Below are 12,054 nucleotides of genomic sequence, written 5' to 3'. Positions count from 1 at the left end.
AGTCGCGATGCCCCAGCGGGGTACCAGAACTCGGGCGATCGGCTCCCGCGGCCCGCGGCGGAAGAATTCGCGGGTCCTCCCGCCCAACCCTCGCGACGAGGGCCTGGGCGCGCTCCGCGCCACCATGCGCCGCCACGTCGAACTCGCCGCGGGACGGCAGGTGCCGGAAACGGACGACGCCCCCGGCGAGCAGCCCGACGTCGAGGTGACCAACGGCACGGACGTCGAAGCGGACGACGGCCGCGACGTCTACACGAGCCGGGATGCCTACACGAGTAGCGGCCGAGACCCCTACCTCAGCCGGGACGCCTACACCGGCGGTTCGCGAGCGGGGAACAGCCCGCGGTGACGGCTGCGCTGCCGGTCGCGGGTGCCACCTCGGCCGCCGGGAAAAGCGTTGTGGTGGCGGGGTTTTGCCGCCAGCTCGCAGTAGAGGGCGCGGAACGCGTCCGGCCTCACCGGCCTCGCCCTCGGCTGCCGGTGGAGCGTCGGATCGCAGGGGTGAAGGGTGCTGCTGCGGCAGCGGGCGCCACCTCCGAAGCGGGGGTGAGCATTGTCGCGGCCGGGCTTTGCCGGATGTCGGCGAGGCGTGGGGTGAAAGTCGTACCGCGGAGCATGGGGAGCGGCTCTGCGGTGGACGGTATCGGGTGACCCGGGTGAAGGGCGCTCTGCTGGTCGCGGGGACCACCTCCGATGCGGGGAAGAGTGTGGTGGTGGCGGGGCTCTGCCGCATGCTGGCGCGGCGCGGGGTGCGGGTCGCACCGTTCAAGGCGCAGAACATGTCGAACAACTCGGTCGTCACCTTGGATGGTGGGGAGATCGGCCGGGCGCAGGCGCTGCAGGCCCGGGCCTGCGGGCTGGAGCCGAGCGTGCGGTTCAACCCGGTGCTGTTGAAGCCGGGGAGCGACCGGCGCTCGCAGCTCGTGGTGCGGGGCAAGGCCGTCGATACCGTGGGGGCGAAGGATTACTTCCGGCATCGTCAGCAGTTGCGCGCCATCGTCGCCGAGGAATTGGCTTCGCTGCGAGCCGAGTTCGATGTGGTGATCTGCGAGGGCGCGGGGTCGCCTGCCGAGATCAATCTGCGCGCAACGGATCTGGCGAACATGGGTTTGGCGCGAGCGGCGGATCTGCCGGTCGTGGTGGTCGGCGACATCGATCGCGGGGGAGTGCTCGCCCACCTGTTCGGGACCGTGGCGGTTCTGGAACCCGAAGATCAGCAACTGATTTCCGGGTTCATCATCAACAAGTTCCGGGGCGATGTGGACCTGCTGCGACCGGGGCTGGATCAGCTCGCCGAGCTGACCGGGCGGCGCACGCTCGGTGTCATCCCGTTTGCCGAAGACCTCTGGATCGATGCAGAGGACTCGCTCGGCACCGTCGCCGACGCTCCCGTCGGCCGCTCCCGGCCGCCGCTGGGCGCAGAGTGGCTGACGGTCGCCGCGATCCGGCTGCCACGCATCTCCAATTCCACCGATGTGGAGGCGCTGGCCTGCGAACCCGGGGTGTCCGTGCGCTGGGTGAGCGACCCGTCTCGCCTGGCCGGAGCGGACCTGGTCGTCATTCCCGGCAGCAAATCCACCGTCGGAGACCTGGAGTGGTTGCGGCGCACCGGGATTGCCGACGCCCTGACGGCGCGTGCGGCGGTCGGCGGCCCCATTCTCGGCATCTGCGGCGGCTACCAGATGCTGGCCCGCACCATCGTCGATCCGGTCGAATCCGCCGCGGGCACCGTCCCCGGCCTGGGCCTGCTGGACCTGGAGATCGAATTCGCCGACCCCAAGGTGCTGCGCCGTTCCAGCGGCCGTGTCCCGAATCATGGTGTGCCGGGCCGTGCCGGCGACCTCCCGGTGCACGGCTATGAGATCCACCACGGCCGCGTCACCCGGCAGGGCGACGACCCGTGGTTCGAACTCGACGGCGCTCCCGAAGGCAGTGTGCGCGAGGCGATCTGGGGTACCCATCTGCACGGAGCCCTGGAGTCGGACGAGTTCCGCCGCGCCTGGCTGCGCGTGGTCGCCGCACGGGCGGGCCGCACCGATTTCGTTGTCTCCGACACTGTTTCGGTGGCCGAGGTGCGCTCCGCCCAGCTGGATCTGCTGGCCGATCTCATGGAGAAGCACCTCGACCAGGACGCGCTCGAACAGCTCATCACCGCGGGTGCGCCCGCGGATCTCCCCGTTCTGACCGTCAATAAGTGACCGCCGTCACAAAAAACCGCCCGACTCGCGTTCGGCCCCTCCGGCGCTCCTGTAGCGTGATCGAACATGGAATCTCGGCGGATCACGGTCGGTGACCGCGAGTGGGCGGTGCGAGTCGGCGGACCCGAAACCAGGCACCACGTCCTGCTGCTACCCGATGCGGGCGATCCGGCCGACATTTACGACCAGGTCTGTGCCCGGTTGCAGACCTCGGACCTGCACACCATCGCGATCGAATCGATCGACGGTCTCGACGCCACCACTGTTTTCGCCATCCTCGACCAGCTGAAGGTTCCGTGGGCCAACCTGGTCGGCAGCGGCGCGGGCGCGGACCTGGCCTGGCAGCTGGCCGCCCGCGGCTTCGGCCGCTTCATGAGCCTCATCGTGGCCGGCGGCGGTCACCCGGCCGCGCCGGGCGCGGACGGCGCCGTCAAGGACCCTTCCTGCCCGCCGGTGGAGATCCCCACCACCCTGCTGGCCACCAAGCGCCTGCCGCGCCCGGTGGCCGAGGCTTCCAGCCGGTTCGTCTACGGCGAATTCCGGCTGGTCCCCATGGATGTCACCGATGTGGCCGCCGAAGCGGGCCACGAGCTGGCCACCGAAGTGGTGCTACGCACCAGCTTCTGGTGAGTCGGCCAGCCACTTCAGCCAGGAATCCAGCTCCCTGAACGCCTGGGTGCGCGGCGTCTCCGACGACAGGAACACGTCGTGCCGCGCGCCCTCGATCGGCACGATATTGGTGCGCTCGCCCAGGCAGCCCGCCCAGCGCTGGATCTGCTTGACGTCGAGTACCAGATCCGCCAGGTCGGCGGCGGGTCCGTACTTGCTCATGAACTTGGTGGCCTTCGACCGCAGGATCAGCGCGGGCACACCGATGTCCAGGCCCTTGTGCAGCCGGAGCTGACCGCGGCGAATCGCCCGCAGCCAGCCGGCGTGAACCGCGTAGCCGCTCAACGGTTTCCAGTCCAGGTTGTAATCCCACTCGCCGGAGACGCTGTGGTGCAGGCTGTCACCGTACGCGGTGGAGACGCCGAGCGGCAGCTTCGCGAACCCCCGCAACCGGCCCAGTCCCTCCAGCAGCGGCGTGCCCACCGAGCGGTAGTAGCCGGGTCCCTGCAGGTCGAACCAGGGGCTGTTGAGCGCCAGGCCCGTGATGCCCTGCGCCCGAGCGCCACCGGTGGCCTGCAATCGGTTCAGCCACAGCGAGGTCACCAGGCCACCGGTGGAGTGCGCCATGATCAGCACCGGCAGCTCGGTCTCCTCGCGGATGACCCGCAGCGACCGGTTCAGTTCCCCGTCGTAGAGCGCCAGGTCGCTCACGTAGTGCGGGGTCTGCCCGGCCCGCTGCGAGCGCCCGCATTTGCGCAGATCCAGCGCGTAGAAGGCGTAGCCCTGGGCGGCCAGGTGCTGGGCCAGGTGCTCCTGGAAGAAGTAGTCGGTGAACCCGTGCACGTACAGCACGGCCCGGGTGGCGACCGGGGCGTCGGCCGGGGCGTAACGGACCAGGGTGGCGACCACGTCGCCCTCACCGTCCGGATCCGGACCCATCGGAATGGTCAGCTGCTGGTAGTCGGCACCCAGCACATCGGGCTGCCAGGTGGTGGTCGACGACGTGGTGGATGACGTTTCGGAGGTCACACGCCCAACATAGACCGCGTCCCGACGATGTCCATTTGGGAGGGATCTCTCACATTCGGGGATTTCGAAGCAAGATTCGGGAATGGTCAGGGGCAGAATTGAGTCCAAGTGAACGACGGGTAACCTAACCTCCACCTGGTGACCCACAAATGACAAGGAAGTCGATCAACGCCGTGTCGAACGCTGCCACGATTGAAAAGACCGATGTAGTACTCATCGGTGCCGGCATCATGAGTGCCACCCTCGGTGCCTTGCTTCGACAGGTGCAGCCGGATTGGTCGATCACCATCTTCGAGCGCCTGGAGGCCGCGGCCGCGGAGAGCAGCGACCCGTGGAACAACGCCGGTACGGGCCACTCCGCCCTGTGCGAGCTGAACTACACGCCGCAGAACGCCGACGGCTCGGTGGAGATCACCAAGGCCATCGACATCAACGAGCGCTTCCAGGTCTCGCGCCAGTTCTGGTCCTACTCGGTCGAGAACGGCGTGCTCGCCAACCCGTCGAACTTCATCAACCCCATCCCGCACGTGAGCTTCACCCACGGCCCGGACGGCGTGGAGTACCTGCGCAAGCGCCATGAGGCGCTGTCCAAGCACCCGCTGTTCGAGGGCATGGAATTCATCGACGACGCAGCCGAATTCAGCCGTCGCCTGCCCGTGATGGCCAAGGGCCGCGACTTCTCCGACCCGGTCGCCCTGAACTGGACCGACTCGGGCACCGATATCGACTTCGGTGAGCTCACCAAGGAACTGCTGGCCTACCTGGGTGCGTCCGGCGCGGACATCGCCTTCGGCCACGACGTGCTGAACCTGACCAAGCAGTCCGACGGCTCCTGGCTGGTCAAGGTGCGCAACCTGCGCAGCAACAAGGTGCGGGTCATCAATGCCAAGTTCGTGTTCGTGGGCGCGGGCGGCGGCGCGCTGCCGCTGCTGCAGAAGTCGGGCATCAAGGAGATCCGCGGCTTCGGCGGCTTCCCGGTGTCGGGCCTGTTCCTGCGTTGCACCAACCCGGACCTGATCGCCCAGCACGAGGCCAAGGTGTACGGCCAGGCGTCGGTCGGCGCGCCGCCGATGTCGGTGCCGCACTTGGACACTCGCGTCATCAACGGTGAGAAGGGCCTGCTGTTCGGCCCTTACGCCGGCTGGACGCCGAAGTTCCTCAAGGACGGCAAGCTGACCGACCTCATCAAGTCGGTCAAGCCGAACAACCTGTTCTCCATGCTGGGTGTGGGCGTCACGGAGATGGGACTGGTCAACTACCTGGTCTCCGAGCTGCTCAAGTCGCAGAACGGCCGCATCGGGGCCATGGAGGAGTTCATCCCGCGCGCCGACGGCGACGACTGGGAGCTGATCATCGCCGGTCAGCGCGTGCAGATGATCCGTCGCAAGGGCATCGGCGGCGTGCTGGAGCTGGGCACCGCGGTCGTCGCTGCCGAGGACGGCACCATTGCCGGTCTGCTCGGCGCGTCCCCCGGCGCGTCCACCTGTGTCAGCGCCATGCTGGATGTCATGAAGAAGTGCTTCCCGCGCGAATTCTCCACGTGGGAGCCGAAACTCAAGGAAATGGTGCCGTCGCTGGGCGTCAAGCTCTCCGAGAACCAGGCCCTGTACCGCGAGGTCTGGGACTGGTCCACCAAGGCTCTGCAGTTGGATTCGGTGGATTCGGACAACACGCCCAAGCCCGTCGGTATCGCTTCTCACGCCTAGATGTGATAGCAAGACGCGATGATGTCAACGGTTGCTCTCAAACGGTCGTGGTCCCAAGACCTGGACACCGCGACGCTGTACAAGCTGTTGAAACTTCGCGTCGAGGTGTTCGTCGTCGAGCAGAAGTGTGCGTACCCGGAACTGGACGGGTTCGACCTGCTGCCGGAAACCCGGCACTTCTGGCTCGACGATGAGGGCGAGGTCATCTGCACCCTGCGCCTCATGGAGGAGCACGACGAGGGCGTGAAGTCCTTCCGCATCGGCCGCCTCTGCACCACCCCCGAGGCCCGCGGCCACGGCTACACCACCCGCCTGCTGCAGGCCGCCCTGGCCGAAGCCGGCTCGGCGACCGTCCGCCTGAACGCCCAGACCTACCTGCTCGACATGTACACCAAGCACGGCTTCAAGCCCGACGGCGAGGAGTACATCGAAGACGGCATCCCGCACATCCCGATGCGCCGCGGCTGACCCCGCACCCACCGAACAACCCTGCGCCCGCTGTGAAACCCACAGCGGGCGCGGCTGTTTCGTCCAGTGGCCCAGGTCGCCAGCGCGACCGGGAAGGGGTGCTCGGGGTGGGGGACCGGGGCGCCCTTAGAGTTGGGGTCGTGTCCGTTTCTCCTGTGGCTTACTCCGAGAGTGTTCGTACGGCCGTTGATGAGGCCGGGTTTCCGTTCTCCGCGGTGGTGGGGCAGGAGCGGTTGCAGCTGGCGCTGATCCTGTGCGCGGTGCATCCGGGGATCGGCGGGGTGCTGGTGCGCGGGGAGAAGGGGACCGCGAAATCGACCGTGGTGCGGGCGCTGGCGCAGTTGCTACCACCGGTGGTGGACGAGTCCGGGGCGCGGCCCGCGCGGCTGGTGGAGCTGCCGGTGGGCGCCACCGAGGACCGGGTGGTCGGGTCGCTGGATCTGGAGCGGGTGCTGCGGGACGGGGAGCAGGCGTTCAAACCGGGGCTGCTGGCCGCCGCGCATCACGGCGTGCTCTACGTCGACGAAGTGAACCTGCTGCACGACCATCTGGTGGACGTGCTGCTCGATGCGGCCGCCATGGGGCGGGTGCACATCGAGCGCGACGGTGTCTCGCACACGCATCCGGCGCGATTCGTCCTGGTGGGCACCATGAATCCGGAGGAAGGCGAGCTGCGGCCGCAGCTGCTGGACCGATTCGGGCTCACCGTGGACGTGGTCGCCTCCCGCGATGTGGACGTGCGCATGGCCGTCGTCCGCCGTCGCCTGGACTACGAGGCGGATCCCGGCGCCTTCGCCGGCCGCTATGCGGCCGCGGATCGTGAAGTGGCCGAACGCATTCTGACCGCCCGCGACAAGCTCGCCGACGTCGGTCTCGACAATGTCGAGCTGCGCCGCATCGCCGCCCTGTGCGCGAGCTTCGATGTCGACGGCATGCGCGCCGACCTGGTGGTGGCACGCACCGCGACCGCCCATGCGGCCTGGCGCGGCGCGACCGCGGTCACCGAGGCCGATGTCCGCGTGGCCGCCGAACTGGCGCTGCCGCACCGCCGTCGCCGCGATCCCTTCGACGAACCCGGCATCAGCGAGGAGCAACTCGACGACGCCATGCGGAACGCGGCCGAGGAAGCGGCCCGCGCCGAGGAGGACGACAGCCTGGGAAAAGGTGAAGCGGTCCCGCCGAACAACGGTGCGGGACCGCAGGATCCGGCGGACGGGGGCGAGGATTCCGGCCTGAACCCGGAACACGCCAATTCACCTGGCGCCGAACCGGACTCGCGCGATGGCGGCCCTGGGTCGTGCGATGGCGCGGACCCCTTGCCGAGGGACTCCGATGCCCCTGGTAGCGGCCCGGATTCGGACCATGGCCTCGAGCCGGACAGCGGCCCGGATTTCCCTGGGGGAGGCCAGAATCCACCGGGTGACCCGCGCCCGCACGACGACGATGGGCGTGGCCGGAACGACTCGGCCGGCCGTGAGGGCCGCGTCGCCGCTCCCACCGCAACCCTGCCCAAGCCCCCGCGCTGGGAGGTCCCCGGCGTCGGCGAGGGCGCGCCCGGCCGCCGCTCCCGTGCCCGCACCCGTCAGGGCCGCGTCGTGCGCACCACCGACGACACCTCCACCGGCCTGCACCTGCTGGGCACCATCTTCGCCGCGGCCCCGCGCCAGTTCGAGCGCGGCCGCCTGTCGGGCCCCCTCGCCTTCGCCCCCGACGATCTGCGGGGCGCGTATCGCGAAGGCCGCGAAGGCAACCTGGTCGTCTTCGTCGTCGACACCTCCGGCTCCATGGCCGCCCGCGACCGCCTCGCGGCCGTTTCCAACGCGGTGGTGGCGCTGCTCCGCGACGCCTACCAGCGCCGCGACAAGGTCGCCGTCATCACCATGCGCGGCCAGGACGCGGAACTGGTCCTTCCGCCCACCACGTCGGTCGACATCGCCGTCCGCCGCCTCGCCGACCTCCGCACCGGCGGCAAAACCCCACTCGCCCAAGGCCTCCTGAAGGCCCGCGACCTCATCCGCCGCGAACGCACCCGGGACCCCCACCGCCGCCCCCTCCTCGTCCTCCTCACCGACGGCCGCGCCACCGGCGGCACCGACCCGCTCCCGCGCGCCCGAACCGCCGCCCGCATGCTCGCCGCCGACGCCGTCACCGCCATGGTCATCGACTGCGAACGCGGCATGATCCGCCTGAACCTCGCCCGCGACATAGCCACCGCCCTCCGCGCCGGCTACCTCCAATTGACCGCCCTCACCGGCGATTCCGTCGCCGGCATCGTCCGCGCCACCCGAGCCGCCTGACCGTCGTCGGCGAAGCCGCACATCGCGGCCGGCCGATCCGGATCAGGGCGGGCGCCGGGGTTCCGGAGCGGCCCGGGCCATGACCAGAACCGGTGACCCGTCGTCGTGCGGGACCGGGGCGCGGATCGGCGCGCCGGGTGCGTATGGCACCGTGATTCACCGACGAGTCGGTGTGGAAGGAGCTGGAGACGATGCCGAAGGGTGTGCCGCTGCCGGAGAGCATTCCGGATGACGGGCTGACGACGCGGCAGCGTCGGAATCTGCCTGTGCTCGCGGTGCACACCGGGCCCGGGAAGGGGAAGTCGACGGCGGCGTTCGGGATGGCGCTGCGGGCCTGGAATCAGGGGTTCGATGTCGCGGTGTTCCAGTTCGTGAAGAGCGCGAAATGGAAGGTGGGCGAGGAGGCCGCGTTCCGGACGCTCGGGACGCTGCACGACGAGACCGGGGTCGGCGGGGCCGTGGAGTGGCACAAGATGGGGGAGGGCTGGTCGTGGACGCGGAAGCAGGGGTCCGATGAGGATCATGCGGCCGCGGCGCTGGCGGGGTGGCAGGAGATTCGCCGCCGCCTGGAGGCCGAGCAGCATCGGTTCTATGTGCTGGACGAGTTCACCTACCCGCTCAAGTGGGGCTGGGTCGACGTGGACGAGGTCGTCGAGACGCTGCGCAACCGGCCGGGCAACCAGCACGTGGTGATCACCGGCCGCGACGCACCGCAGGCGCTGATCGAGGCCGCGGACCTGGTCACCGAAATGACCAAGGTGAAGCACCCGATGGACGCGGGCCGCAAGGGCCAGCGCGGCATCGAATGGTGAACACGCCCGCGGTCGTCATCGCCGCGCCCGCGTCGGGGAGCGGGAAGACAACCGTGGCCACCGGTTTGATCGGGGCACTGCGCCGGGCCGGGCACCGGGTCGCGCCGTTCAAGGTGGGCCCGGACTACATCGACCCGGGATATCACGGGCTGGCGGCCGGACGGCCCGGGCGGAACCTGGATCCGGTGCTGGTCGGGCCCGACCGCGTGGTGCCGCTGTACCGGCACGGGAGTCAGGGCTGCGATCTGGCGGTCGTCGAGGGCGTCATGGGCCTGTTCGACGGGCGCATCGACGAACACCACACCGAACCCGTCGCCGAGGGCTCGACCGCCCAGATCGCCGCCATGCTGGGCGCGCCGGTCATCCTGGTGGTCGACGCGCGCGGGCACAGCCAGAGCCTGGCGGCCCTGCTGCACGGATTCGCGACCTACGACAGCGGAATCCGGCTCGGCGGAGTGATTCTCAACCGGGTCGGCAGCGAACGCCACGAGCAGGTGCTGCGTGCGGCGTGCGCCCGCGTCGGACTGCCGGTACTGGGCGCACTGCCGCGGCTGGCCGAATTGGCGGTGCCGTCACGGCATCTCGGCCTGATTCCGGCGGTGGAGCACGGCTCGGCGGCTCAGTCCGCTGTGGACGCCATGACGGATCTCGTTGCGGCACATATTGATCTCGCGGCGGTGGCCGCCTTGGCCGCGTCGAGCGCACAGGGGCAGGACTGGGATCCGGCCGCCGAGGTGACGGCGGCGGAATCCGGGCCGGTGGTGGCGATGGCGGGCGGACCGGCCTTCACCTTCGGGTACGCCGAACATCGCGAATTGCTGGCGGCGGCGGGCGCGCAGGTGCGAGTCTTCGACCCGCTGCGCGACGAATTGCCCTCCGGTGCAGCCGGACTGGTCCTTCCGGGCGGCTTCCCCGAAGAGCACGCCGCCGAACTCGCGGCCAACACGGGCCTGCTCGACGCCATCGCCGAACAGGCCGGCCACGGCCTCCCGATCCACGCCGAATGCGCGGGCCTGCTCTACCTGACCCGCACCCTCGACGGTCACCGCATGGCCGGGGTCATCGACGCCGAAGCCGAATTCGGCCCGCGCCTCACCCTCGGATACCGGGATGCGGTGGCGCTCACCGATACTCCGCTCTGGAGCGCGGGCGCACGCGTGCGCGGCCACGAATTCCACCGCACCCGTCTGGTCACCCCCGGATCCGCCGCTGCGGCCTGGGCCTGGCGCGCTCCCTCCGGCGAGACCGTCCGCGAGGGTGCGGCAGTGCATCGCGTCCACGCGTCCTACCTGCACACCCACCCCGCCGGAAATCCAGCGGCCATCGGCCGATTCGTCACCACCGCCGCTGATTTCGCCCGCACCCATGCCCCGGCCTGAATTGGCTGTCGGGGTTGGACTCCGTCCCGGGACAACTGCCGACGCGATCCTCGCTGCCATTCGAAACGCGGTCGGTGACAGGGTGATTCGCTGCTTGGCGACCGTCGAGCGACGGGTCGGAGAGCCTGGAATCAGAGCGGCGGCCGACCGGTTGGGTGTCGAGCTGGTGGGATTCACGCTCACGGAGCTGGAGGCCGTTTCCGTTCCCAATCCGTCGGAGCGGGTTGCGCTTGCCGTGGGGAGCGCGAGTGTTGCCGAGGCGGCTGCTGTGCTGGCCGGCGAGGGAGGGAATTTGGTCATCGCCAAAACCGTCTTCGGTGGGGTTGTTATCGCTGCGGCAGAATTGAATTCGAAGTCGTAAATGTGAAAAGCCAAGTGATACAGGATATTTCGGGTTCCTAGGTTGTTGCTATAGCGGTAAAATCAATGCATGAATTCGACGGGGGTGACACTCGACAAGTGCGGCATCGCAGAACTGGCGACCGCCGTCGAAACCCTGTCGAATTCCGTCCTCCACGGCAACCTCACTCCGCTCGCCGATGGCGAGGTCGTGGAGTTGATGCAGCGGTTGGAGACCTGCAAACGTCAACTGTCGGCGCTGGATTCACGCCTGATCATCGAGGCCTGCAACCGCTCGCTGCCCGAAGGCAGTGGGGCGAAGGCTGTGGTGCCGTTCCTGCGCCAGACCTTGGGGTTGTCGAAATATGACGCGTCGGTGCGGGTGAAGATCACCCGCCAGTGCGGAGAATTCTTCGAGCCCACCGGTCATCTGCGTCCGGCCGCGTTGGCCGGGACCGCCGAAGCCTTTGAGGCAGGGGATATCTCGCGTGATCATGTCCGCAACATCATCGACGTGATGAACCACCTGCCTGCTGACATTCCCGCCGAGACCCGTGCCGAGGCCGAGGACATCCTGGTCGGCCACTCCCGGGTCGGGTGGCCCGATGACCTGCCCAAGATCGGTCGCGACATCCTCGCCCGTATCGACCCCGACGGCAAGGTCGTCTCCGACGCTGATCGTCGTCGTCGCCGTGGCTTGATCCTGGGTCGTCCCGGGGTGGATGGCATGTCGTGGATCGAGGGCTGGATCACCCCCGAGCTGCGGGCACTGCTGGATGCCGTGTTCGCCAAGCTCGCGCGCCCGGGCATGTGCAACATCGACGACGCCGACAGCGTTGCCGCCACGGTCAAGGTGGTCGATTCGAAGGTGTTGGAGGCTGCTGCGCGTCGTGACCGTCGTGATGCCGGTCAGCGCACCCACGACGCCCTGTTCGCGCTGCTGCAGCCCGGCATCGACCCGGCCAAGCTCGGCTCCCACCGTGGTCTGCCGGTGCAGGCCATCCTGACCATGTCCGTCGCGGATCTCGAGCGTGGGGCCGGGGTCGCGACCACCGCGTCGGGCGGGCACGTGTCGATCAGCGAGGCGTTGAAGCTGGCCGAGGGCACCCGCCCGGTGCTGGCGGTCCTCGACGCCGACGGGCTGCCGCTGTACCTGGGTCGCTGCCAGCGCCTGGCCACTCCGGCTCAGCGTTTGGCGTTGATCGCCCGCGACAAGG

Annotated in this window: 11 protein-coding genes; 10 read left to right on the top strand and 1 reads right to left on the bottom strand. The window is 69.1% G+C overall.

The window, feature by feature from the left end; genetic code table 11:
* Positions 1 to 7 precede the first annotated feature (7 nt).
* The 3 genes from ACWEKS_RS40820 to ACWEKS_RS40810 all read left to right on the top strand — a co-directional run bounded on the left by ACWEKS_RS40820 (position 8) and on the right by ACWEKS_RS40810 (position 2,828).
* A complete protein-coding gene (locus ACWEKS_RS40820; protein ID WP_452345074.1) occupies positions 8 to 349 on the top strand; it encodes a hypothetical protein in 342 nt (113 codons plus the stop codon).
* Positions 350 to 656: 307 nt separating this feature from the next.
* Positions 657 to 2,198: a cobyric acid synthase gene (locus tag ACWEKS_RS40815; RefSeq protein WP_452345096.1), complete on the top strand. Its 1,542-nt coding sequence runs from the start codon at positions 657 to 659 to the stop codon at positions 2,196 to 2,198.
* A gap of 66 nt (positions 2,199 to 2,264) precedes the next feature.
* Positions 2,265 to 2,828, top strand: coding sequence for an alpha/beta fold hydrolase (locus ACWEKS_RS40810; protein WP_452345073.1), 564 nt, complete (start codon positions 2,265 to 2,267; stop codon positions 2,826 to 2,828).
* Here ACWEKS_RS40810 and ACWEKS_RS40805 read toward each other — a convergent pair.
* Positions 2,808 to 3,746: an alpha/beta hydrolase gene (locus ACWEKS_RS40805; protein WP_452345095.1), complete on the bottom strand. Its 939-nt coding sequence runs from the start codon at positions 3,744 to 3,746 to the stop codon at positions 2,808 to 2,810. The two genes, ACWEKS_RS40810 and ACWEKS_RS40805, sit on opposite strands and share 21 nt — an antisense overlap.
* Positions 3,747 to 4,009: 263 nt before the next feature.
* On the opposite strand from ACWEKS_RS40805, the gene mqo reads away from it, so the two are divergent.
* From mqo to ACWEKS_RS40770, 7 genes are all read left to right on the top strand, one after another.
* Positions 4,010 to 5,542 (top strand): malate dehydrogenase (quinone), encoded by a 1,533-nt coding sequence (gene mqo, locus ACWEKS_RS40800; RefSeq protein WP_452345094.1) that lies wholly within the window; start codon positions 4,010 to 4,012, stop codon positions 5,540 to 5,542.
* A gap of 18 nt (positions 5,543 to 5,560) precedes the next feature.
* Positions 5,561 to 6,010 (top strand): GNAT family N-acetyltransferase, encoded by a 450-nt coding sequence (locus ACWEKS_RS40795; protein ID WP_354837578.1) that lies wholly within the window; start codon positions 5,561 to 5,563, stop codon positions 6,008 to 6,010.
* 140 nt (positions 6,011 to 6,150) lie between these two features.
* Positions 6,151 to 8,307, top strand: coding sequence for a magnesium chelatase subunit D family protein (locus tag ACWEKS_RS40790; RefSeq protein WP_452345072.1), 2,157 nt, complete (start codon positions 6,151 to 6,153; stop codon positions 8,305 to 8,307).
* Positions 8,308 to 8,498: 191 nt separating this feature from the next.
* Positions 8,499 to 9,119: a cob(I)yrinic acid a,c-diamide adenosyltransferase gene (gene cobO, locus ACWEKS_RS40785; protein ID WP_354837574.1), complete on the top strand. Its 621-nt coding sequence runs from the start codon at positions 8,499 to 8,501 to the stop codon at positions 9,117 to 9,119.
* The gene (locus ACWEKS_RS40780; RefSeq protein WP_452345071.1) at positions 9,113 to 10,498 is read left to right on the top strand and encodes a cobyrinate a,c-diamide synthase; all 1,386 of its coding nucleotides are present in this window, start codon (positions 9,113 to 9,115) and stop codon (positions 10,496 to 10,498) included. Before cobO ends, ACWEKS_RS40780 begins: the two co-directional genes overlap by 7 nt.
* A complete protein-coding gene (locus tag ACWEKS_RS40775; RefSeq protein WP_452345070.1) occupies positions 10,485 to 10,859 on the top strand; it encodes a cobalamin biosynthesis protein in 375 nt (124 codons plus the stop codon). The genes ACWEKS_RS40780 and ACWEKS_RS40775 overlap by 14 nt, the downstream gene beginning before the upstream one ends.
* Before the next feature lie 69 nt (positions 10,860 to 10,928).
* A partial coding sequence (locus tag ACWEKS_RS40770) for a DUF222 domain-containing protein (protein WP_452345069.1) occupies positions 10,929 to 12,054 on the top strand: 1,126 nt, incomplete at its 3' end.

It is taken from the genome of Nocardia sp. NPDC004711, from assembly GCF_053601595.1.
This window is presented reverse-complemented; position numbering and strand designations above follow the sequence as displayed.